Source organism: Sinomonas cyclohexanicum, from assembly GCF_020886775.1.
GTDB classification, from domain to species: domain Bacteria; phylum Actinomycetota; class Actinomycetes; order Actinomycetales; family Micrococcaceae; genus Sinomonas; species Sinomonas cyclohexanicum.
The window spans coordinates 2,120,581-2,142,145 of record NZ_AP024525.1; the positions used below are offsets into that span (position 1 = coordinate 2,120,581).

General features: G+C 69.1%; 20 protein-coding genes, 2 tRNA genes and 1 pseudogene. 17 read left to right on the forward strand and 6 right to left on the reverse strand.

Translation table 11 applies throughout. The features are described from left to right. Nucleotides 1-128 precede the first annotated feature (128 nt). The 3 genes from SCMU_RS10180 to SCMU_RS10190 all read left to right on the forward strand — a co-directional run bounded on the left by SCMU_RS10180 (nucleotide 129) and on the right by SCMU_RS10190 (nucleotide 2,049). On the forward strand, nucleotides 129-653 hold the full coding sequence (locus SCMU_RS10180) for a hypothetical protein (RefSeq protein ID WP_229232841.1): 525 nt from the start codon (nucleotides 129-131) through the stop codon (nucleotides 651-653). 75 nt (nucleotides 654-728) lie between these two features. Next, nucleotides 729-1,337: a DUF4352 domain-containing protein gene (locus SCMU_RS10185; RefSeq protein ID WP_229232842.1), complete on the forward strand. Its 609-nt coding sequence runs from the start codon at nucleotides 729-731 to the stop codon at nucleotides 1,335-1,337. A gap of 220 nt (nucleotides 1,338-1,557) precedes the next feature. Then, a complete protein-coding gene (locus SCMU_RS10190) occupies nucleotides 1,558-2,049 on the forward strand; it encodes a DUF2199 domain-containing protein (RefSeq protein WP_274602954.1) in 492 nt (163 codons plus the stop codon). Between the two features lie 45 nt (nucleotides 2,050-2,094). Here the strand turns inward: SCMU_RS10190 and SCMU_RS10195 are convergent, their stop codons facing one another. After that, on the reverse strand, nucleotides 2,095-3,051 hold the full coding sequence (locus SCMU_RS10195) for an IS1595 family transposase (protein WP_229232844.1): 957 nt from the start codon (nucleotides 3,049-3,051) through the stop codon (nucleotides 2,095-2,097). A gap of 39 nt (nucleotides 3,052-3,090) precedes the next feature. Here SCMU_RS10195 and SCMU_RS10200 point away from each other — a divergent pair, with 39 nt between their 5' ends. Beyond that, nucleotides 3,091-4,578 (forward strand): HNH endonuclease, encoded by a 1,488-nt coding sequence (locus SCMU_RS10200; protein WP_229232845.1) that lies wholly within the window; start codon nucleotides 3,091-3,093, stop codon nucleotides 4,576-4,578. Between the two features lie 172 nt (nucleotides 4,579-4,750). Here the strand turns inward: SCMU_RS10200 and SCMU_RS10205 are convergent, their stop codons facing one another. Then, on the reverse strand, nucleotides 4,751-5,704 hold the full coding sequence (locus SCMU_RS10205; RefSeq protein ID WP_229232846.1) for a zinc-binding dehydrogenase: 954 nt from the start codon (nucleotides 5,702-5,704) through the stop codon (nucleotides 4,751-4,753). Between the two features lie 96 nt (nucleotides 5,705-5,800). Between SCMU_RS10205 and SCMU_RS10210 the strand changes: the two genes are divergently transcribed. Continuing rightward, nucleotides 5,801-6,874, forward strand: coding sequence for an IS630 family transposase (locus SCMU_RS10210; protein ID WP_371829592.1), 1,074 nt, complete (start codon nucleotides 5,801-5,803; stop codon nucleotides 6,872-6,874). A gap of 91 nt (nucleotides 6,875-6,965) precedes the next feature. On the opposite strand, the gene SCMU_RS10215 is transcribed toward SCMU_RS10210, so the two are convergent. Together SCMU_RS10215 and SCMU_RS10220 are read right to left on the reverse strand one after the other, a co-directional pair. Continuing rightward, nucleotides 6,966-7,052 (reverse strand) — tRNA-Leu (locus SCMU_RS10215). 234 nt (nucleotides 7,053-7,286) lie between these two features. Continuing rightward, nucleotides 7,287-7,373 (reverse strand) — tRNA-Leu (locus SCMU_RS10220). 140 nt (nucleotides 7,374-7,513) lie between these two features. Here SCMU_RS10220 and SCMU_RS10225 point away from each other — a divergent pair. Further along, nucleotides 7,514-8,836 carry a M20/M25/M40 family metallo-hydrolase gene (locus tag SCMU_RS10225; protein WP_229232847.1) on the forward strand — a complete coding sequence of 441 codons (1,323 nt, stop codon included), beginning with the start codon at nucleotides 7,514-7,516 and terminating at the stop codon, nucleotides 8,834-8,836. A gap of 33 nt (nucleotides 8,837-8,869) precedes the next feature. Further along, nucleotides 8,870-10,030, forward strand: a complete 1,161-nt coding sequence (locus SCMU_RS10230) for an acyl-CoA dehydrogenase family protein (protein WP_229232848.1) — start codon at nucleotides 8,870-8,872, stop codon at nucleotides 10,028-10,030. Here SCMU_RS10230 and SCMU_RS10235 read toward each other — a convergent pair whose 3' ends face one another. After that, nucleotides 10,031-10,279 carry a DUF5703 family protein gene (locus SCMU_RS10235; RefSeq protein WP_229232849.1) on the reverse strand — a complete coding sequence of 83 codons (249 nt, stop codon included), beginning with the start codon at nucleotides 10,277-10,279 and terminating at the stop codon, nucleotides 10,031-10,033. A 91-nt stretch (nucleotides 10,280-10,370) separates the two neighbouring features. Between SCMU_RS10235 and SCMU_RS10240 the strand changes: the two genes are divergently transcribed. From SCMU_RS10240 to mshC, 3 genes are all read left to right on the forward strand, one after another. Then, on the forward strand, nucleotides 10,371-10,703 hold the full coding sequence (locus SCMU_RS10240; protein WP_229232850.1) for a hypothetical protein: 333 nt from the start codon (nucleotides 10,371-10,373) through the stop codon (nucleotides 10,701-10,703). Between the two features lie 71 nt (nucleotides 10,704-10,774). Then, on the forward strand, nucleotides 10,775-11,614 hold the full coding sequence (locus SCMU_RS10245) for an undecaprenyl-diphosphate phosphatase (RefSeq protein WP_229232851.1): 840 nt from the start codon (nucleotides 10,775-10,777) through the stop codon (nucleotides 11,612-11,614). A gap of 9 nt (nucleotides 11,615-11,623) precedes the next feature. Beyond that, a complete protein-coding gene (mshC, locus tag SCMU_RS10250) occupies nucleotides 11,624-12,901 on the forward strand; it encodes a cysteine--1-D-myo-inosityl 2-amino-2-deoxy-alpha-D-glucopyranoside ligase (protein ID WP_229232852.1) in 1,278 nt (425 codons plus the stop codon). Nucleotides 12,902-12,926: 25 nt separating this feature from the next. On the opposite strand, the gene SCMU_RS10255 is transcribed toward mshC, so the two are convergent. Continuing rightward, entirely contained in the window at nucleotides 12,927-13,829 is a 903-nt protein-coding gene (locus SCMU_RS10255) for a PAC2 family protein (RefSeq protein WP_229232853.1), read from the reverse strand. Nucleotides 13,830-14,004: 175 nt separating this feature from the next. Between SCMU_RS10255 and SCMU_RS20870 the strand changes: the two are divergent. The 7 genes and pseudogenes from SCMU_RS20870 (at nucleotide 14,005) to prcB (ending at nucleotide 21,565) form a co-directional block, all read left to right on the forward strand. Continuing rightward, nucleotides 14,005-14,672, forward strand: a pseudogene (locus SCMU_RS20870) (HAD family hydrolase). Continuing rightward, complete coding sequence (locus tag SCMU_RS10265) at nucleotides 14,669-15,817, forward strand: site-2 protease family protein (protein WP_229232854.1); 1,149 nt, start codon at nucleotides 14,669-14,671, stop codon at nucleotides 15,815-15,817. The pseudogene SCMU_RS20870 and the gene SCMU_RS10265 overlap by 4 nt, the downstream one beginning before the upstream one ends. A 16-nt stretch (nucleotides 15,818-15,833) precedes the next feature. After that, nucleotides 15,834-16,838, forward strand: a complete 1,005-nt coding sequence (locus SCMU_RS10270) for a tRNA (adenine-N1)-methyltransferase (protein WP_229232855.1) — start codon at nucleotides 15,834-15,836, stop codon at nucleotides 16,836-16,838. 173 nt (nucleotides 16,839-17,011) lie between these two features. Then, nucleotides 17,012-18,763, forward strand: coding sequence for a proteasome ATPase (arc, locus tag SCMU_RS10275; RefSeq protein ID WP_274602957.1), 1,752 nt, complete (start codon nucleotides 17,012-17,014; stop codon nucleotides 18,761-18,763). A gap of 59 nt (nucleotides 18,764-18,822) precedes the next feature. Beyond that, nucleotides 18,823-20,409, forward strand: coding sequence for a depupylase/deamidase Dop (gene dop / locus SCMU_RS10280; protein WP_371829664.1), 1,587 nt, complete (start codon nucleotides 18,823-18,825; stop codon nucleotides 20,407-20,409). 117 nt (nucleotides 20,410-20,526) lie between these two features. After that, on the forward strand, nucleotides 20,527-20,736 hold the full coding sequence (locus SCMU_RS10285) for a ubiquitin-like protein Pup (protein WP_229232857.1): 210 nt from the start codon (nucleotides 20,527-20,529) through the stop codon (nucleotides 20,734-20,736). A gap of 7 nt (nucleotides 20,737-20,743) precedes the next feature. Next, a complete protein-coding gene (gene prcB, locus SCMU_RS10290) occupies nucleotides 20,744-21,565 on the forward strand; it encodes a proteasome subunit beta (protein WP_229232858.1) in 822 nt (273 codons plus the stop codon).

The window sequence follows — 21,565 nt, forward strand, 5'->3', positions numbered from 1 at the left end:
CCTAGGCGGATCGGGGCCACTTTTCGGCTGATCACCGATAAGGGGGGTTATCAGCGATTTCGAAGCGGCGTGGGGCGGGCCGGTCCTAGCGTCATCACCAACGCCAGAACGCACTGAAGGAGCACCCAGTGAGCACTACGCCAGAGGAACCCACGGCACCGGAGTTCGCCGCGCCGTCCAGCATCCCAGCGCCACCCAACTCTCCCATGATGGCCAGTGAGCCCGACGACGCAGCGCCGCCCCGCCGCCGTCATGCGTGGCTCCGCCCGGCCGCCGGGGCGCTGGGCTGCGTTGTCTTGGGCGGCGTGCTCGGGTTCGGCGTCGCGCAGATCGAATGGCCGGCAGCGCACCCCATCGAGGATGCGCTCAAGACGTGCGCGGTCGAGAACAGCGCCTACTTCGAGCTCGGAGACGAGGGCACGTCGCTCACGATCGAGACGGTCGGCTCCAAAAAGTCCTACGGTGCCAAGATCAGCGACGTCAACTGCGTGCTGCGCGAGCTCAAGACGCCCGACTCGACGATCTCCCGCATGGGCCAGACCCGTGCCCTCGATGGCCGCCAGACCGCGACGTGGCACGGCTATTCCGCGTCGTGGGGCTACCACCCCGAGGACGGCATGAACCTCGTCGTCGAGACCGCCCCATCCCGCTGACCGCAGACTCCCGTCCCGGGTGCATTGGGGGCATCCGGGGCGGGTTCCCCTTCACAACATCTCAGGAGAAACACCATGAAGAAGATCATCCTCGCTTCGACCGCTGCGCTGGCGCTCGCAGGCTCGCTGACCGCATGTGGCCCCACCGCGGCCGGAACCCCGACCTCGACGCCGTCGGTGGCCCAGGCGGCGGCCGGGGAGGCAGCGCCCGGTGCGTCGGCGCCGTCGTCCGCTCCGGCTGGCGAGAAGAGCAGCCGCGGCAACCTCATCAAGAAGGTGGGCGAGCCGGCCAGCCAGACCTACAACGGCGAAACGGTGGCGACGTTCGTCGTGAAGTCGATCGACGCGGGGGCGGCGTGCACCGCCCAGTACGCGCAGCAGCCGAAGAACGGACAGATCGTCGTCGCGACGTTCGATGTCGAGACGACCGCGGCCCTCGCCAAGACCATCACGAAGGACTTCTCGCTGAACATGTTCGGCTGGAAGGCCATCGCCGGGAACGGGACGACTGTGAACGGGAACATCGTGCCGTTCATGTGCCTGGACTCGGCCGAAGCGCTGCCCTCGCAGATGGGCCCGGGCGAGAAGGCTACCGGCAAGATCGCCTTCGACGTGCCCGCCGGAGCCGGGACCCTCGTCTACACGGCACCGGGCGCTCCCGCGGGCTGGGAGTGGAGCTACTGACAGTGGCTTGCGCTTTCAAGAGCCGGGCGGCGCCGTTCACATGGGGGCGGCGCTGCCCTTCTTGACAGTCAGCTCACTTGTCCTCCACAGGGGTGGACGGGAGTGCGGTGCTCGAATAGAATCGAACACATGTATTAGGTATCTGCTTAGCTGAAGTAGCTCGGGTGCGCCTCCGCTGCTGCTGGGGTAGACCGTCGAAAGGCCGCATAGGCTTTGCCCTATGCAGACAGCACGCTGCGCGACATGTGGGCGCCCTCTTGATGAACACGATCGTCACGTCCGGTTTGTAATGCCCGATCCAGTCCTTGATGCCGGTTTCCAGCAAGGTAACCCGGATCTGTGGATGAGCGGCCCCAACGCAAATGAGTCGGTCATGATGGAGGTCCGCAACCTCGGGGCCTTCGTGCGCGCGCTTCTGCCGGTGAGGCTCTCGGGCGGTTACTCGGTGACCTTCGGCGTCTGGGTTGCGATCAACCCCCGCGAGATTCGGCGCGTTTTCGATGTTTGGTGGGCGCCGGAGTATGAGCAACTCGTTCTCGAAGGCTATATCGCAAACGATGTCATGCCTTGGGGCCTGCTTGGTGCTCCAGTGACGCTCCGGGTTCGCGACGTTGACCAAACCCCCTACTGCGACTCCAGCGACGAAGGCCGGCTCAGTCACGTTCTCTCAGCCGAATGGGATCACGACGAAGTGCTCGCGTCCCTGCCCTGAACTGACGCATCTCGGGGCCGGGCCGATGGGCGGTCAGGCCTGTTCTTACTCTCCTTTCCAGATGACGAGGTCCTTCAGGGGCGCGGGATCGGTGTTCGTGGCCTGTTGGAGGAGCCGGTAGAACAACAGTCCGCGGCTGGTGGAGGTGCGGCGGTTGAACCGGAAGGTGAACTCGTCGAGATAGTAGGCCAGCTGTTCCCTTGAGATGCCCTGGTGCAGGGTGCCGTCGATCCAGCGCTTGAGCTGGGAAGCGGCCATGTGCACGGCCGGCATGTTCACGTGTGCCGGGATGTCCGAGCCGAGCTGGGTGAAGTACTCGTGCTGGTAGCCCAGGTCGGCGAAGCGACGCAACTGCCTCGCCCCGTCGGTGCGGATCGTCGAGCCCGGTGCGACGACTCGCTGACCGAACTTCACCAGCGCGAGCCTGCGATCAGTAGGCCCTGGCTCGAGGCGGATGCGTCCGATCCGGTTGTGACCCAGGTGCTCGGCAGCGATCAGGACCGAGATCTTGTCGGACCCGAGACCGGGCATGTCGCGGTGGACGCCGCCGATGAAGCTCTCGTCGACCTCGACCAGCCCAGAGAGCAGTTCCCGCTCGGGGCGGACCATGGCGCGGCGGAGCTTGTGCATCCACGCCCACGCCGTCTCATATGAACTCAGCCCCAGAACGCGCTGCAGGCCGAGGGCGGACACGCCGTTCTTCTGCGAGGTCACGAACCACACCGCAGCGAACCATGTCCGCAGTGGGGTGCGGGTGCGGTCGAAGATGGTTCCTGCCGTCACTGAGGTCCGGCGCGAGCACGCCTTGCACATCCAGAGGCCTGCGCCCGTCCGCCAGTACTCGCGGCCGCCGCACTTCGGGCAGACGAATCCCTCCGGCCACCGCAGCGTCGCAAGATACTCGAAGCAGGCCTCATCGGTGGCGAACCAGTCTTGGAACTGCCCGAAAGTCTTCGGGTAGTCCACCCCGGCACGAGGCATGTGCGGCACGAAGTCGGCCATGCCTTCAGACTACTTCAGCTAAGCAGATACCCAATACACATGTTCGAAGAGGTGGCGAGGGCGGAGCCCCTCGAGAGGCCTGCAGGGGTGGCGCTTCCGCACGATCCTGCCGACTTCTCGCGGGTCCTCGCGGGTGTCGTCTCTGAACTGGGCGTGGGCGGAAGCCCGACGGTGGCGGAGGTCACCTCGTGGACGACCACGCTCGGCACGCCATTCGATGAGGACGCCGCGCTGGGCGAGGCCGAGCTCGTGGACCGGATTGCCGCCACGGAGCGGCTCAAGGCCGCAGCCGCGGCACGGCAGGCGCGGGACACGGTGCTCCTCGAGAAGCGGATCCGCGAGCGTCGCACGGCTGAGGCGGCCGGGGCCCCGGTGCCGTCGGGGGAGCAAATCGGCAAGGGGCCCCGGGAGGTGGATCCTGGCATCGAGGCCGGCCAAGCGGTCGCCTTGGCCCGCTGCGAGTCGCCATCAAGGGGCGGCCGGCTGGTCGGCCTCGCGAAGGCGCTCGTCAACGAGATGCCCCACACCCTCAACGCACTGGCCAGCGGACGGACCAACGAATGGCGGGCTACTCTCATGGCCCGAGAGACGGCATGCCTGAGCGTCGAGGACCGTGTCCGGGTCGATGAGGCCATGGTGCCGGTATACGCGCGTGGCGGCGTAGGGGACCGTCAGCTGGTTGCGGAGGCGCGCGCCCATGCGCAGCGTCTGGACCCCGCCGCTGCCGTCAAGCGTGCCCGCAGGGCCGAATCCGAGCGGCGCGTGACCGTGAGGCCGGCGCCGGATTCGATGGCGGTTCTCTCGTGCCTGCTCCCGGCGGCTCAGGCGATCGCGGCCTACAAGGCGCTGACGGCGGCGGCGGACTCGGCGCGGGCCGAAGGGGCGGATGAGCTCGACGGCCGGACCCGTGACCAGTTCATGGCGGACACTGTGGTCGAGCGGCTGACGGGGCAGTGCAACGCCAAGGACGTCCGGATCGAGGCGAACGTGGTCATCACCGATGCCTCCCTCCTCGGTGGGTCCGCGGATCCGGCAGTGCTTACAGGTTATGGGATGATCCCGGCTCAAGTGGGGAGGGACCTCATCGGCAATGCGACGGCCGAGGGCCGAGCCGCCCTCCGCCGGCTCTACACGAAGCCAGGAGCCGGGGCGCTGGTCGCGATGGAATCGCGCTCGCGGGCGTTCCCGGACGGCCTCAAGCAGTTCATCGCCACGCGGGACGTGACCTGTCTGAATCCGTGGTGCGATGCACCCATCCGGCAGTTCGATCACGTCATTCCGGCGGCGCGAGGCGGCCCCACCACCGTGGAGAACGGCCAGGGCCTGTGCGAACACTGCAACCAGGCCAAGGAAGCGCCCGGGTGGCATGAGACGACTACTCCGGCCACCCGGCATACAGTCACGGTGACTACACCAACTGGCCATCGCTACACGTCCACGGCGCCGCCTCTGCCAGGCAACCGGGAGATCGTGGGCCACCGAGTGGAGTTCCCCGGCGGAGAGTATGTCTTCCACACGGCGGCCTGAGAACGGCGATGGACACCGACCGCCTGACAGCGGCCAGCCGCTCCCCGCAGCTCAGACAAGAGAGCGCCGCCGCCCACCGGTGGTGAGCGGCGGCGCCGTCGTACGCGGGATTCGAGCCGCCAGTCTCTTCGGGCGGGGCCGGCCCGAGACGACGGTTTATTCGTACGTCGCGTTATTCGTACATCGCGATGAACCGGCCGATCACGCCGCCGGCGCGCAGCTTGTCGATGGCGTCGGGGATGTCGGCCTGCGTGATGATGTTCATCGGCGGGTTCAGCTTGCCGGTCTTCATGAGCTCATAGATGCCCTCGAGGTCCTCGCGCGTGCCGGACTTGGACCCCTTGATGGTGAGCTGGTTGATGATGATCGGGTACGTGTTGATGGTTGCCTCGAGGCGGCCCATTCCCACCTGGACGAGCGTGCCGAACTCGCCGAGCGTCTCGATGGCCGCAGCTGTCGTCGTGCCGAATCCGGCATAGTCCACGATGAGCTCGAGCTTCTTGTCCTTGAAGGCGTCGATCGAGTCGGCGACGCCCGAGAGGCCGATCTCGTCGGCGAGCTTCTGGGTCTCGGGGTTGACCTCGGCACCATACACCTCGGCACCGGCGAGGACCGCCGAGCGGGCGCCAATGTAGCCGAGCCCTCCGAGCCCGATCACCCCGACCTTCATGCCCGCCTTCGCCCCGCCGGCGGTCATCATTGCGTGATAGGCGGTCAGACCGGCGTCCGTCGCCATGGCGCCCAGGTCGAACGGCACCTCGTCGGGCAGCCTGACGAGGTTGTCCGAGGTCGCGACGAGCTTCGGGCCGAATCCGCCGTCCCACTTGCCGTAGCCAAGTGCGTCTCCGTCGCTCATGACGGGAGCGAGGCCCACCCGGTCGCCGACCTTCCACTGCTCCATCCCCTCGCCGACCTCGGTGATGACCCCGGCATTCTCGTGGCCCATCGTGCGGGGGAGCTCGGGGAAGAGCGGCATCCAGCCCGGATCGTCCAGGGCGGTGACGTCCGAGTGGCACACGCCCGCGGCCTTCACCTCCACGACGACCTGGCCCGGCCCGGCGTGCGGCTCCGGAACCTCGTTGAACTCGAGTGGCTTGTTGGTGCCGGTGAACTGCCATGCCTTCATGGAAATCTCCTTCGGATCAATCCCCTGTGGACACTGCTCACTCTAGTGTTCCGTGTCGTTAGTTCCTGAATGGTTGGTGCGCTGGGAGAATTGGCTATGGCGAATTCTCCGGCTGCTGCATTGCGTCTGTTCGAGGGTGACGAGCCGGAGCTGCGGCGGTGGATGCGCGCGACCACGGTCCGGGCGGGGCTGGTGAAGCGGGCGCGGATTGTGCTCCTGGCGTCGGAAGGCGTCGCGAACACGCGGATCGCCGAGCTCGCCGGCGCCTCGGTGGTGACGGTGCTGAAGTGGCGGTCCCGGTACGAGGAAGCGGGGATCGCCGGCCTCGATGACGCGGAGCGTTCGGGGCGCCCGCGGGAGCTGGATCACGCCGAGATCGTGGCGACGACCCTGACTCCGCCGCCGAAGAAGTATGGGGTGACGCACTGGTCCTCGCGGCTGCTCGCGTCGCACCTGAAGGTGGGCAATGCGACGATCGCGAGGGCGTGGCGCGAGTACGGGGTGCAGCCCTGGCGGTCGGAGACGTTCAAGTTCTCCACCGACCCCGAGCTGGTGGGCAAGGTCACCGATGTCGTCGGGCTGTACCTGGCGCCGCCGGAGAACGCGATCGTGCTGTGCGTGGACGAGAAGTCGCAGATCCAGGCACTGGACCGGACGGCGCCGATGCTCCCGATGCGGCCAGGCGACGCGGAGAAGCGCACCCATGACTACACGCGGCACGGCACGACGACACTGTTCGCCGCGCTCGAGATCGCGACAGGGCACGTCACCGGGGCGGTCAAGCCGAAGCACCGCAGGCAGGAGTTCCTCAGCTTCCTCCGACAGCTCGATCGCGCATACCCCGAGGTCGAGCTGCACCTGGTGATGGACAACTACGCGACCCACAAGACCCCGGAGGTCAAGGCGTGGCTGGAGAAGCACCCTCGCTTCCGCGTGCACTTCACCCCGACCTCGGGGTCGTGGCTGAACCTCGTCGAGGTCTGGTTCGGGATCATCGACCGCCAGGCAATCCGCCGCGGAATCTTCACCAGCGTCAAAGACCTCAACGCCAAGATCCGGCAATTCATCACCGGCTGGAACGACCGCAAACACGCCTTCGTCTGGACCAAGACCGCCGACGAAGTCCTCAAGAAGGCGAACCATCAGCCAACTTCAGAAACACGACACTAGGTCGGGGAAGGGCGCCGGACATGGGGCGTTCTGCCCAATGGAATAGCGGCCGAGACGACGGAAGCCCCGGTCCGAAGACCGGGGCTTCCAGTGGTGCGCGGAGGGGGACTTGAACCCCCACGCCCTATTCGGGCACTAGCACCTCAAGCTAGCGCGTCTGCCATTCCGCCACCCGCGCAGGCGACACCGGGGATTACGCATCATGCGTTTCCGTTCCCGGCAGCGATATACAACCATACACCATGCGGGGGTCGCCGAAGACCATGGCCCCCGGCCGATCATCTGCATCATCGACCCCGGCACCGTTTGGGGACTCTCCGAGCGTGCACCTCGGAATCGCCGGGCTCGCGCGCGTAGTGGCCGGAATCGGGGAAACCACGAAGGCCCCGGTCGTGTGACCGGGGCCTTCAGCTGGTGCGCGGAGGGGGACTTGAACCCCCACGCCCTATTCGGGCACTAGCACCTCAAGCTAGCGCGTCTGCCATTCCGCCACCCGCGCAGGTGACATGTCCGTGAGAGGAAGCGATGAATCGTTTCCCTCCCGGGCAGCGAGAAAGACTCTACACGATTCGGCACCGGAGCCGAAATCGGAGGGCGGGACTAGGCTGGAGCCACCGCCAGCAGCTTCAGGAGGATCCCGTGACCGACCGCGCCCCCGTGAACCCCATCACCGCCGAGGACGAGGTGGTGGGAATCTGCCAGGATCTCATCCGCTTCGACACGTCGAACTACGGCGACGGCTCGGGCCCGGGGGAGCGCTCCGCGGCGGAGTACGCCGCGGGGCTCCTCGCGGAAGTCGGCCTCGAGCCGGAACTGTTCGAATCGGCACCTGGGCGCGCCAACGTCGTCGTGCGTCTTGAGGGCACCGACCCGGGCGCCGGTGCCCTCGTGGTGCACGGCCACCTCGACGTGGTGCCGGCGCAGAAGGAGGACTGGAGCATCGACCCGTTCTCCGCCGAGCTCAAAGATGGGCTCATCTGGGGGCGCGGCGCCGTGGACATGAAGGACATGGACGCCATGATCCTGTCCGTGGTCCGGCAGATGCAGCGCACCGGGACCAAGCCCAAGCGGGACCTCGTCATCGCACTCTTCGCCGATGAGGAGGCCGGCGGCGCATACGGCGCGCGCTGGGCCGTCGACAACCGTCCCGAGCTGTTCGACGGCGCCACCGAGGCCATCAGCGAAGTGGGCGGCTACTCCGCCTACATCGGCGGCAAGCGCGCCTACATGCTGCAGACCGCAGAGAAGGGCCTCGGCTGGCTCCGGCTCAGGGCCTCTGGCCGCGCCGGCCACGGTTCCCAGATCAACGACGACAACGCCGTGACCCGTCTTGCGCGCGCCGTGGCCCGGATCGGCGACTACGAGTGGCCGATCGAGCTCACCGACACCACGGGCCGGTTCCTCGACGGCGTCACAGAGCTCACCGGCGTCGAGTTCGACCCTGACAACCCCGACATCCTGCTCAAGGAGCTCGGCACGGTGGCGCGGTTCGTGGGGGCAACCCTGCGCAACACGTCGAACCCGACCGTCCTCACGGCCGGCTACAAGGACAACGTCATCCCGGGGTCGGCCGAGGCGCGCATCGACACCCGCACACTGCCCGGTCAGGACGAGCTCGTGCTCGCCAAGCTCAAGGAACTCGCCGGAGACGGCGTCGAGTTCGACTACATCCACCACGACGTCTCCCTCGAGACCCCGTTCGAGGGCCCGCTTGTGGACGCCATGGTCGGCGCCCTCCATGCCGAGGACCCTGGCGCCGCCGTGCTCCCGTACACGCTCTCCGGCGGGACCGACAACAAGTCGCTGAGCCGCCTGGGCATCACCGGGTACGGCTTCGCCCCGCTCCAGCTCACCCCGGACCTCGACTTCCCGGCCATGTTCCACGGGGTCGACGAGCGGGTCCCCGCCGAGGCGCTCACGTTCGGCGCCCGCGTGCTGCGCAGACTGCTGACCACGTACTGAGCCGCCAGAGACCCCGCAACGGAGGAAGCCGCGATGCCCCTTGATCCCGAGTCCGTCCTGCCGGAGGCGCTGATCGAGGCGATCCGCTCCCGCGCCTCCGGCTACGACGAGCGCAATGAGTTCTTCCAGGACGACTTCGACACCCTCGTGGCCGCCGGTTACCTCAAGGCGTTCGTCCCCGAAGGCGAGGGAGGGCTGGGAGCCGGCCTGGCCGACGTCGTGCGCCTCCAGCGCCGCCTCGCTCAGGCGGCGCCTGCCACGGCACTCGCGGTCAACATGCACCTCGTCTGGACGGGCGTGGCCAAGGTCCTCGCGGACCGCGGCGACGACTCGCTCGGGTTCGTGCTCGAAGAGGCGGCGGCGGGGGAGGTGTTCTCGTTCGGCGTCTCCGAGGCGGGCAATGACGCGGTGCTTTTCGACTCGGTCACCGAGGCGGCCCCGCAGCCCGACGGCGGCTACAGCTTCACCGGTACCAAGGTCTTCACGAGCCTGGCGCCCGCGTGGACGCGCATGGGCACTTTCGGCAAGGACACCACCGGGGACGAGGACCAGCTCGTGTGGGGCTTCATCCGCCGGGACCGGCCCGGCTGGCGGCACCTCGATGACTGGAACACGCTCGGCATGCGCGCGAGCCAGTCCCGGACCACCGTGCTGGAGGGCGCGACGGCGCCCGCGGACCGGATCGTGCGCCGGCTCCCGGTTGGTCCGAACCCTGACCTGCTGATCTTCGGGATCTTCTCGGTCTTCGAGACGCTGCTCGCTGCCGTCTACACGGGCATCGCCGAGCGCGCACTGGTCCTCGCGGTCGACGCCGCGCACCGCCGACGCTCCTACCGCAACGGCGGTCGGCCCTACTCGCAAGACCCGGACATCCGCTGGCAGATTGCGGAGCTCGGCATGTCCGTGGACGCCATCCTTCCGCAGCTGGACGCCGTGGCGCGGGACATCGACGGCCTCGTCGACAGGGGCTCGGCCTGGTTCCGCGCCCTGAGCGGCCTCAAGCACCGCGCCACGGAGACGGCGAAAACCGTGGTAGACGGCGCGATGCGCGTCGGCGGGGGCGGCGGCTACTTCCGCGGCAGCGAGCTCGAGCGCCTGTACCGGGACGTGCTCGCCGGCCTCTACCACCCCTCTGACCCGGAGTCCGCGCACGCTACCGTCGCGACCAACCTGCTGGGCCCGATCGAGGAGTGACTACGCCGTCCGCTCGACGAGCATGACCTTGCGCCGCAGCAGGTACTGCCGGCCGCCGCCGATGTACAGCCGACTCCGCTCGAGCTCCCATTTGCCGTATTCGGAGTGCTCGCGCACCCGCTGGCGTGCCTCGGCCACCGAGTCGCCCGGCCCCACCGAGAGGACCAGATACTCGTAGGCTCGACCCGGTCCGGCGGACCGCGTCCCGAGGCCGGGAGACTCGGCGGTGGAGAGGATCCGTTCCTTCATGGCCCTCGCTTCCTCGTGCTGTGGCGGCGCGTCACCGGAGCCTGTCCGACTCCCTAGGCACGCCCACTGATTTCAGACTACCGTGGCACCCATGAGCATTGATCCGCGCGTCGCCCTTGGTTCGCTCACGGCTGCATTGGAGGAGCACCTCGCCGCCGCCTCGAACCGGCGCGGGGACGAGGATCCGGCCGTCGAGTCGGCCTTCTTCGCCGTCGCCGACGCGTTCGAGGCCTATGCCGACGCCCTCTATGACGCCTACGGCGAAGACCTTCCGATGGACCTCCTCGACTCGGACGACGACGAGGATGACGATGACGACGACGAGGAAGACGACGGCGAGGAAGACGACGGCGACGGCGACAACGACGAGGACGACGAGAACGCCGACGACGGCGAGGACGCGCTCGCCGGCCGCGACTTCTAGGAAGGCCAGGGAGCCCGCCGGCTCCCAGCGGATTCACAGAAACATCCCACCTGCCACGTAGAGTGGCAGGCGTGCAATTCCTCGAAGCCGCGTTCCTCGGTCTCATTCAGGGCCTGACCGAGTTCCTGCCCGTCTCCTCGAGCGCCCACCTGCGGATCGTGGGGGAGTTCCTGCCCAACGCCCAGGACCCGGGCGCGGCGTTCACCGCCATCACCCAGCTGGGGACCGAGTCCGCCGTGATCATCTACTTCTGGCGGGACATCGTGCGGATCGCGCGGGCGTGGTTCGGCTCCCTCGTGGGCCGTGTGCCGCGCAGCGACCCGGACGCCCGGATGGGCTGGTTCGTGATCATCGGCAGCATCCCGATCGTGGTGCTGGGCCTCCTGTTCCAGGACCAGATCGAGACGGTGCTCCGGTCGCTGTGGATCACGGCGACGACTCTGATCGTGTTCGGCCTCATCCTCGCCGTGGCGGACGCCACGGGTCGCCACGCACGCACCCTGGACCACCTCAGCACGCGGCACGGCATCATCTACGGATTCGCCCAGGCGCTCGCGCTCATCCCGGGCGTCTCACGCTCCGGCGGCACCATCACCGCGGGCCTGTTCATGGGCTACACCCGCGAGGCGGCGGCCCGGTACTCGTTCCTCCTCGCGATCCCCGCCGTGTTCGGCTCCGGCCTGTACCAGCTGTACAAGAGCCTCAAGGGCGGGTTCGACGGCGGCCCCTACGGGCTCGCCGAGACAGCGGTGGCCACTGTCATCGCGTTCGTCGTGGGGTACATCATCATCGGCTGGTTCCTGAAGTACGTCTCGCACAACTCGTACCGCCTCTTCGTCTGGTACAGGATCGCGCTCGGCGCGCTCCTGTATGTCCTCCTCGGATTCGGGGTCATCTCGGCCGGGCACTAGAGTGGACAGGTGAAAACCTGGAGGCAGACCCCCGTCCCTCAGCTGCCCGGCGCCGCCGGCCCCGTCCGGCTCTTCGACACCCAGCTGCGCGACACCGTCGAGATCCCGACTGCCCCCGAGCAGTCCATGTACGTCTGCGGCATCACTCCGTACGACGCGACGCATCTCGGGCACGCCTCCACATATCTCGCCTTCGACCTGCTGAACCGGATCTGGCGCGACGCCGGAAGCACCGTCAGCTACGTGCAGAACACCACCGACGTCGACGACCCGCTCCTCGAGCGCGCGGACGCCACCGGGGTGGACTGGCGGACGCTGGCCCACCAGCAGATCGACCTGTTCCAATCCGACATGGAGGCCCTGCGGGTCCTCGCCCCGGACCACTACATCGGTGCCGTCGAGTCGATCCCGTGGATCATCCCCGAGGTCGAACGGCTCCTCGAGGAAGGCCTCGCCTACCAGCTTGCCGGCGCCGAGGGCGAGCCCGACGCCGACGTCTACTACGACGTCACCGAGGCCACGCGCCGCGCGGACTCGCCCGAGGCCTGGCGTCTCGGCACGGTCTCGCACCTCACGGTCGCCGAGATGATCGAGGTCTTCGGCGAGCGCGGCGGCGACCCCGAGCGCCCCGGCAAGCACAGCCCGCTCGACCCCATCCTCTGGCGCGAGGCCCGCCTCGGCGAGCCCCACTGGGATGGCGGCACCCTCGGCCCCGGCCGCCCGGGCTGGCACATCGAATGCACCGTCATCGCGCAGAAGTTCCTGCCCGCCCCGTTCACCGTCCAGGGCGGCGGCTCAGACCTCGCCTTCCCGCACCACGAGATGGGCGCCGGGCACGCATGGAGCCTGCACCACGTGCCGCTCGCCAAGCACTTCGCCCACACCGGCATGGTGGGGCTCGACGGCGAGAAGATGAGCAAGTCCCGCGGCAACCTCGTCCTCGTCTCGAAGCTCCGCGCGGCGGGCGTCGACCCCGCGGCCATCCGCCTCGCGGTCCTCGCCAACCACTACCGCTCGGACTGGGAGTGGACGCAGGAGCTCCTGGACGCCTCGGTGCGCCGCCTCGAGAACTGGCGGAGCGCCGTCGTGCGTGCGCTTCCCGGCTCCGGGGAGCCCCTCCTGGCGGAGATCCGCGGCGCCATCACCGATGACCTGGACGCGCCGCGCGCACTCGCCGCGGTGGACAAGTGGGCCGAAGACTCGCGTGCGGTCGACGATGCCAGCGCGCACGACGGCGATCTGGTCGCCTCCGCGGTCGACGCCCTGCTCGGCGTCCCGCTGAGCTAGGCCCTTCCGCTCTGGCCCCCGGGCCCTAGCTCTCCCTGCCGGGGTTTTCCTTGCCACGCCGCTTGAGGTAGCGCTCGAACTCGCGCGCGATCGACTCGCCGGTAGCCTCGGGCAGCTCCGCCGTGTCCTTGGCCTCCTCGAGCTGGTGGATGTAGGCGGCGACCTCCGGGTCCTCCGTGGCGAGTTCGTTCACGCCGCGCTCCCACGCCTCTGCGTCCTCGGCGAGGTCGTTCGTGTCCAGTGGGACCTGGAGGAGCTCCTCGATGCGGTGCAGGAGGGCCAGCTGCGCCTTGGGCGAGGGCGCCTGTGCCACGTAGTGCGGAACGGCAGCCCAGAGGGAGACCGTCGGGGTGCCATGGTGGTCCGCCGCATCGGCGAACACGCCGACGATCCCGGTGGGCCCCTCGTAGTGGGAGGCCTCGAGGTTGAGCCGTTCGCGCACCTCGTCGTTCTCGCTCGTCGCCGTGACGGGGATCGGGCGAGAGTGCGGCACATCCGCGAGCAGCGCACCTACCACGACGAGGTAGTCCACGTTGAGGTCGTCGACGTACTCGATCAGCTCATCGGTGAACGCCCGCCACCGGTAGGACGGCTCCGTGCCCTGGACGAACACGAGGTCCACGGGATGCCCCTCGACGCGGGCCGTGGAAACCTTCGTGGTGGGCCACTTGATGCGGCGGCGGCCGGAGCCGGTCTGGCGCACGGTGGGGCGGGTGAACTGGAAGTCATAGAAGTCGTCGGCGTCGATGGCGCCCACGCGTTGGGCGCCAAAGGCACGGCGCAGGTAGCGCACCGCGTCGCTCGCCGCCTCGCCCGCATCGTTCCAGCCTTCGAACGCCGCGAGCATGACGGTGACCCTCTCGCCCTCAGCGGGCGTCGGGAAGAGGCCGGGGTGGGGCGCCGGGGCGTCTGCGTCGAACTCGTTCATCGGACCAGCCTAACGCCCGCGGCCAGAGGCGCCCGGGAGCCCCCGTAGACTGGTCCATATGCGTCTGCCCGCCGATGATCCCACCGATGATCCGACAGTGAACAGTGCTGCCAGTGTGCCCCCGGAGGCCGTCGCCCAGGATGGCGCCGCGCCCCTGCGGGCCGTCCTGTGGGACATGGACGGGACGCTCGTGGACACAGAGCCCTACTGGATCACCGCCGAGCGCGAGCTCGTGGAGCGGTTCGGCGGCGTGTGGACGCACGAGGAGGCGATGCGCCTCGTGGGCCAGGCCCTCCCCACCTCCGCCCGTCTCCTCCAGGAGGGCGGCGTGGACCTGGGGGTACGGGAGATCATCGATACGCTCACCGGCCGCGTCGTCGAGCAGCTCGGCGAGTCCGTGCCCTGGCGCCCCGGGGCGCGAGAGCTGCTCGCGGCGCTCGCGGCGGACGGCATCCCGTGCGCGCTCGTGACCATGTCCGAGGCGCCCATGGCCCACCGCATCATCGACCACCTGCCCGGGGGACGTTCGCCGCCGTCGTGACAGGGGACGCCGTGACGCGCGGCAAGCCGGACCCGGAGCCGTACCAGCTGGGCTTCGAGCGGCTCGCCCAGGCCAGGCCCGGACTTGCCTTGGCGGAGTGCGTCGCGGTGGAGGACTCGACCCCCGGCGCGACCGCCGCGGTCGCCGCGGGCCTCGCGACCGTCGTCGTGCCCAACGCGCTCGCGGTGCCGGTCCACCTCGGCGCAGTGCACTGGGACACCCTCGCGGGACGGGAGCCCGCCGACCTCGCCGAGGCCCTCCGGACCTCGCTCGCGTCCGCCCACGCGGGGAGCACCGCGTGAGCGGCGGCCACGAGGCGGAGAGCAGGCGCGAGGGCATCTCGCTCGGGCGCATCGCCGGCGTCCCGGTCATCCTGGCGTACTCGTGGTTCATCGTGGCTGCGTTCACCGTGATCGTGTACGGGCCCACCCTCCAGCTGCGGCAGCCGCAGCTCGGTGTGGCCGCCTACTTCGTCGCCTTCGCGTACGCCGTGCTGCTGCTGCTCTCGGTGCTCGTGCACGAGCTCGCGCACGCCCTCACGGCACGCGCGTTCGGGTGGCCCAGCCAGAAGATCGTCCTGAACCTGTGGGGCGGGCACACCCAGTTCGAGGCCTTCACCGCCTCGCCGGGCCGTTCGGTCGTGGTGGCGCTCGCGGGGCCAGCCGCGAACTTCGTGCTCGCGGCCGCAGCGTGGTTCGTCGTCACCGGCGTGACCCTGACTGGCGTCGCGGACATCCTGGTCAACATCTTCATGTGGGCCAACTTCCTCATCGCCGTCTTCAACGTCCTGCCCGGCCTCCCGCTCGACGGCGGGCGCATTGTGGAGAGCGCCGTGTGGAAGGCCACCGGATCCCAGGAGAAGGGCACCATCGCGGCCGGCTGGACCGGACGCGCGATCGTCGTGGCGATCGTGGTCTTCACCGTCGCGATCCCGCTCGCCCAGGGCCAGCAGCTGGATCTGCCATTCACGATGATCACGCTCCTCGTCGCCGCGTTCCTGTGGCAGGGCGCGTCGGCGTCGATCCGCCACGCAGGATTCCGGTCGCGGCTGCCCGACGTGGTCGCGGGCCGCCTCGCCCGGCCGGCCGTCGGCGTGCCGAACTACGCGACCGTGGACGAGGCGGTGCGCGCGGGCGCGGAGTCCGGAGTCGCCGTCGTGCTCTGCTCGCCCGAGGGCAAGCCGCAGGGCGTGGTCGACCCCTCGGCGATCTCGCGCGTGCCCGAGGCGGCCCGGAGCACGACGCCGGTCACCGCCGTGGGCTATGCTCTCGCCCCGGGTGCCTACGTGCCCGAGACCGCGTCCGGCCAGGAGCTGATCCAATACCTTGCGCAGCTCGCCGGTACCGAATACGCCGTCGTGGACTCCACCGGGCGCATCGTGGGGCTCTTGAGCCAGCGCGACGTCGTCGCGGTCATCTCCGGCCGTCCCGTCCGCCCCGCCCGTTAGCCCTCGAGAGGACACTATGAGCTCCACCCCCCAGGCCACCACGACGGACGGACCCACCGGGGCATCCTCCCGGCGCGGACCCTTCCGCGCCGGCGAGCGCGTGCAGCTGACCGACGAGCGCGGCCGCATGAACACCATCACCCTCGCCGAAGGCGGGGCCTTCCACACCCACAAGGGCTTCCTCAACCACTCCGAGATCATCGGGAAGCCGGACGGCTCGGTCGTGACGAACACCGCCGGGCACCAGTACCAGACCCTCCGCCCGCTCCTGAGCGACTTCGTCCTGTCCATGCCGCGCGGCGCCGCCGTGGTCTACCCGAAGGACGCAGGGCAGATCGTGACGATGGCGGACATCTTCCCGGGCGCGCGGGTCGTCGAGGCCGGCGTCGGCTCCGGCGCGCTCTCGATCTCGCTCCTGCGTGCCGTGGGCGACGGCGGCTACCTCCACTCGTTCGAGCGCCGCCAGGAGTTCGCAGACATCGCCCAGGGCAACGTCGAGACGATCTTCGGCGGCCCGCACCCGGCGTGGCGGATCTCGATCGGCGACTTCCAGGACGAAGTGCTCAGGACCGAGGAGCCCGGCAGCGTAGACCGGGTGGTCCTTGACATGCTCGCCCCCTGGGAGTGCCTCGACGCGGTCGCCACGGTCCTCGCCCCCGGCGGGGTGTGGATCAACTACGTCGCGACCGCGACCCAGCTCTCCCGCACTGCGGAGGCCATCAGGGCGGACGGCCGGTTCACGGAGCCGGACGCGTGGGAGTCGATGGTCCGCGGCTGGCACCTCGAGGGCCTGGCGGTGCGGCCCGAGCACCGCATGGTGGGCCACACGGGCTTCCTGCTCGTGACCCGCCGCCTGGCCGAGGGGGTCGAGCCGCTCGTGCGCAAGAAGCGCAACAAGTCGGAGTTCAGCGAGGAGGACCTCAACGCCTGGACCCCCGAGTCCGTCGGCGAGCGCGCCGTCTCGGACCGCAAGCTGCGCCGCGCCGCACGCGACGCGAGGGCCGGCAGCGCGGAGGCCTGACCCGTTCGCTCCACCATGTGGAAACCCGTATGTAACTGTTCGGTTTCCACGTGATGCGAACGCATCCTGAGAACATCTGGCGCGCTAGTGTCGTTATACGAGGTGCGAGGTGGCATCGGCCCCTTGCACCGGGCGGCACCAGGGGCCGCCCGAGCGAAGAGGATGTGGTTGCGATGGTCGAGAACGGACAGGCAGGCAACGGCCCCGAGGCCCTGCCTCCGAGCGCACATGCGGAACAGCTGAGCATCGCCGAGCGGCAGATCAACGTGCTCCGGGACAAGCTGCGTGCCGTCGACCGGCAGCTCGCCGCCGCGACCGGGAACAACACGCGCATGACCGAGATGCTCAAGACCGCCAAGGCGGAGATCCTCCGGCTCAAGGCTGCACTCGAACACGAGGGACAGCCGCCGTACTCGTTCGGAAGCATCGTCCAGCTCAACCGCAAGCGGCCCGCCGGCGGCGCCTCGGCCGCGGTCACCGACGAGAGCGTCGACGTCGTCACGAGCGGCCGGAAGATGCGGGTCGGGCTCAGCCCGCTCGTGGCCCTCGCCGAGCTCGCCGTGGGCCAGGAGGTGCTCCTCAACGAGGCCTTCGAAGTCGTCGCGGGACTCGGCTACGAGCGGTCCGGCGAGCTCGTCACGATCAAGGAGCTCCTCGGGAACGACAGGATCCTCGTGATCGGCCGGGGCGACGAGGAGCGGGTCCTGAGGCTCTCTGGCCCCCTCCAGCTTGAGCGGCTCCGCGTCGGCGACGCCGTCTCCGTGGACAACCGCACCGGCTACGCGCTCGAGAAGGTGCCCCGCTCCGAGGTGGAGAACCTGGTCCTCGAAGAGGTCCCGGACATCAGCTACCAGGACATCGGCGGCCTGGCCTCGCAGATCGAGCAGATCCGCGACGCGGTCGAGCTGCCGTTCCTCCACCCGGACCTCTACCGGGAGCATGGCCTCAAGGCGCCGAAGGGCATCCTGCTCTACGGCCCGCCCGGATGCGGCAAGACGCTCATCGCAAAGGCGGTGGCCAACTCGCTCGCGGCCCGGGCCATGGAGCGGGCAGGCAACGCCGACATCAAGAGCTACTTCCTGAACATCAAGGGACCGGAGCTCTTGGATAAGTACGTGGGGGAGACCGAGCGGCACATCCGGCTCATCTTCTCCCGTGCCCGGGAGAAGGCCTCGGACGGCAGCCCGGTGGTCGTCTTCTTCGACGAGATGGACTCGCTGTTCCGCACGCGCGGCACCGGCGTCTCCTCCGATGTCGAGACGACGATCGTGCCGCAGCTGCTGAGCGAGATCGACGGCGTCGAGCGGCTCGACAACGTGATCGTCATCGGAGCCTCCAACCGCGAGGACATGATAGACCCGGCGATCCTGCGCCCGGGGCGCCTTGACGTGAAGATCAAGATCCAGCGCCCGGATGCTGAGGCGGCCGCGGACATCTTCTCGAAGTACCTCACGGATGACCTCCCGATCCACGCCTCCGATCTGGCCGAGCACCACGGCGACACCGCCGCGACGGTTGCCGCGATGATCCAGCGCACGGTCGAGGCGATGTACGCGGCGGACAAGTCGACCGAGTACCTCGAGGTCACGTACGCGAATGGCGACACCGAGATCCTGTACTTCAAGGACTTCAACTCCGGCGCGGTGATCCAGAATGTCGTGGACCGTGCCAAGAAGGCGGCGATCAAGGATCTCCTCACTACGGGCTCGAAGGGTCTGCGCATGGATCACCTGCTCCGCGCCGTGGCCGACGAGTTCCGGGAGCACGAAGACATGCCGAACACCACGAATCCTGACGACTGGGCTCGGATCTCCGGCAAGAAGGGCGAGCGGATCACGTACATCCGCACGATCGTGCAGGGCAAGGGCGGAGCCGAACCCGGCCGGACGATCGAGACGACGCCCAGCACCGGGCAGTACCTGTAGGGGGTGCGGTGAGCAGCGATGTGAGCTCCGGTCTCGCGGTCGGGGGAGCCCAGCGCGTCATGGGGTCGGAGACCGAGTTCGGCGTCCACGCGCCGAATTCGCCCGGCGCCAACGCGACCTACCTGTCCTCGCAGGTCATTGCGGCGTACGCCCGCCTGACGCGGTCCAGGCCCGCCGATCCCGGCACGAGCTGGGACTACACGGACGAGACCCCGCTCCGCGACGCGCGCGGCTGGTCAGTATCCCGCGCCAAGGCGCACCCGGACCAGCTGACTGACGAGCCGATCCTCACCGCCGAGGCGGTGGCCCTCGCCCACGGCCCGGCGGAGATCGAGCTCGACGGCGACCAGGAGCCCGCCCTCATGAACCTCGTGCTCGGCAACGGCGCCCGGCTCTACGTGGACCATGCGCACCCCGAGTACTCGTCACCCGAGGTGACGAATCCCCGCGACGCGCTGCTGTGGGACCTCGCAGGCGACGTGGTCGCGCTGTCCACGGTGCGCGCGCTCGCCGCGGACCACGACCGGGAACCCGTGAACCTGTACAAGAACAACACGGACGGCAAGGGGGCCTCCTACGGCTCGCACGAGAACTATCTCGTGCCGCGGTCCGTGTCGTTCGCCGACCTCATCACCGGACTCACGCCCTTCTTCGTCTCGCGGCAGCTGATCTGCGGTTCGGGGCGCGTCGGCCTGGGCCAGGACGGCTCTGCGCCCGGCTATCAGGTGAGTCAGCGGGCGGACTACTTCGAGGCCGAGGTGGGGCTCGAGACGACGATGCGCCGACCCATCATCAACACGCGCGACGAGCCCCATGCCGTCGCAGACAAGTACCGCCGCCTCCACGTGATCGTCGGGGACGCCAACGTCAGCCACGTGGCCAACTACCTCAAGTTCGGTACCACCGCCCTCGTCCTGAGCCTCATCGAGGCGGGGAAGGCGCCCCAGGTCGAGGTCCATGAGCCGGTCACGACGCTGCACCGCCTCAGCCACGACACGGACCTGGTGGAGAAGGTGCGCCTCCTCGACGGGAGGTACGTGACGGGCCTCGAGCTGCAGTGGATGTACTTCGAGGCCGCGGCCAAGCTCGCCGCCGACTCGGGAGTCGCCTCCGCACACGGCGGCGACGGCCATACGGCGGAGGTCCTCCGCCGGTGGGAGCAGGCCCTCACCGATCTGGCGAGCGATCGGGACGCCGCGGCCGGCTACGTCGAATGGCTTGCGAAGCTCCGGGTACTCGAGGGCTACCGGAACCGTGACGGCCTCGCGTGGGGCGACGCACGGCTGGGTCTGGTGGACATCCAGTGGTCGGACGTGCGGCCCGAGCGGGGGATCGCGCTCCGCCTCGCCGCGCGCGGCGCGCTCGAGACGATGGCCGACGCCGCATCGGTCGCCTCCGCGGTCACGGAGCCGCCCGCGGACACCCGCGCCTGGTTCCGCGGGACGAGCATCAAGCGCTTCCCGGGCAGTGTGGTGAGCGCGAGCTGGGACTCTGTAGTGTTCGCCCAACCGGGCAGCTACCGGCTCCAGCGGGTACCGACCCGCGAGCCGCTGAGGGGTACCAAGGCCCTCACTCAAGCGCTGTTCGACGAGCACGCCCACATCGAGGACTTCCTCGCGGCCCTGCTCGGCGAGCGGCGCACGTAGCGGGCCCGGTGCGCTCGGGCGCGTCCGGGTGACACGGCCTTGAAAAGTGACAGTATAGGGATCAGACGACCTAGCAGGGACGGCCCCAGTCAGGGGCCCCAACGCAAGGAGGCGGCCATGGCCGGTCAGGAGCAGAAGAGCACGGAGCCCCGGGGCGAGGAGGAGGCTGTCGACGTCGACGTCCCCGCGCCGGCGGCCGCACCGGGCGGCGCCCAGGACACCGAGAGCACCCAGGGCGTCGACGATCTCCTCGACGAGATCGACAACGTCCTCGAGACCAACGCCGAGGAGTTCGTGCGCGGCTTTGTCCAGAAGGGCGGGCAGTAGGCCACACATGAACGACTTCCTCGCCGAGCGCGTTGTGTCCGCCGCGACCTCGTCCTTCACCGAGCACCTCGCGGCCACCCGGCCAGACCTCCTGCCCTTCAACCGGAGCCTGCCGGCCGACGCCTCGGCGGCGGTCGCGCATGCCGCCCCGCAGGCGACGACGATCGTTGCCCTGGCGTTCGCCGGCGGCGTGCTCATGGCGGGTGATCGCCGCGCGACCATGGGGAACATGATCGCGAGCCGGCACATCGAGAAGGTCTTCCCGGCCGATCGTTTCTCGGTGCTGGGCATCGCCGGGACGGCGGGCATCGCGATCGACATCGCCCGCCTGTTCCAGGTCGAGCTCGAGCACTACGAGAAGATCGAGGGCACGCTCCTGAGCCTTGAGGGCAAGGCAACGCGACTCGGCGCGATGATCCGGGGGAACCTGCCGCTGGCACTACAGGGCCTCGCGGCGGTCCCCCTCTTCGCCGGCTTCGACCTCGAGACCGGCGTCGGCCGCCTCTTCTCCTACGATGTCACGGGCGGACGGTATGAGGAGCTCGAGCACCACTCCGTGGGCTCGGGATCGGTCTTCGCCCGGGGCGCCCTGAAGAAGCTGTGGAGCCCCGGCCTCGCAGAGCAGGACGCCGTGCGTGTGGCACTTGAGGCCCTGTACGACGCCGCCGATGACGACTCGGCGACCGGCGGACCCGACCCCGTGCGGCAGGTCTGGCCCGTCGTCTACACCGTGACCCGGCTCGGTGGGCGCCGCGTGGCAGAGCGCGAGCTGGGGACCATTGCCGAGGCCATCCTCGCCGAACGCACCATCGCCCGACGGGAGGCCTGA

Bases quoted from the DNA above. Each gene is read 5' to 3' on its own strand.
- SCMU_RS10210 (WP_371829592.1), top strand. From the start codon at position 5,801: ATGGCGAATTCTCCGGCTGCTGCATTGCGTCTGTTCGAGGGTGACGAG.
- SCMU_RS10230 (WP_229232848.1), top strand. From the start codon at position 8,870: ATGCCCCTTGATCCCGAGTCCGTCCTGCCGGAGGCGCTGATCGAGGCG.
- SCMU_RS10195 (WP_229232844.1), bottom strand. From the start codon at position 3,051: ATGGCCGACTTCGTGCCGCACATGCCTCGTGCCGGGGTGGACTACCCG.
- arc (WP_274602957.1), top strand. From the start codon at position 17,012: ATGGTCGAGAACGGACAGGCAGGCAACGGCCCCGAGGCCCTGCCTCCG.
- SCMU_RS10200 (WP_229232845.1), top strand. From the start codon at position 3,091: ATGTTCGAAGAGGTGGCGAGGGCGGAGCCCCTCGAGAGGCCTGCAGGG.
- SCMU_RS10270 (WP_229232855.1), top strand. From the start codon at position 15,834: ATGAGCTCCACCCCCCAGGCCACCACGACGGACGGACCCACCGGGGCA.
- SCMU_RS10255 (WP_229232853.1), bottom strand. From the start codon at position 13,829: ATGAACGAGTTCGACGCAGACGCCCCGGCGCCCCACCCCGGCCTCTTC.
- SCMU_RS10205 (WP_229232846.1), bottom strand. From the start codon at position 5,704: ATGAAGGCATGGCAGTTCACCGGCACCAACAAGCCACTCGAGTTCAAC.
- SCMU_RS10235 (WP_229232849.1), bottom strand. From the start codon at position 10,279: ATGAAGGAACGGATCCTCTCCACCGCCGAGTCTCCCGGCCTCGGGACG.
- SCMU_RS10285 (WP_229232857.1), top strand. From the start codon at position 20,527: ATGGCCGGTCAGGAGCAGAAGAGCACGGAGCCCCGGGGCGAGGAGGAG.
- SCMU_RS10240 (WP_229232850.1), top strand. From the start codon at position 10,371: ATGAGCATTGATCCGCGCGTCGCCCTTGGTTCGCTCACGGCTGCATTG.
- dop (WP_371829664.1), top strand. From the start codon at position 18,823: ATGGGGTCGGAGACCGAGTTCGGCGTCCACGCGCCGAATTCGCCCGGC.
- SCMU_RS10190 (WP_274602954.1), top strand. From the start codon at position 1,558: ATGCAGACAGCACGCTGCGCGACATGTGGGCGCCCTCTTGATGAACAC.
- SCMU_RS10185 (WP_229232842.1), top strand. From the start codon at position 729: ATGAAGAAGATCATCCTCGCTTCGACCGCTGCGCTGGCGCTCGCAGGC.
- prcB (WP_229232858.1), top strand. From the start codon at position 20,744: ATGAACGACTTCCTCGCCGAGCGCGTTGTGTCCGCCGCGACCTCGTCC.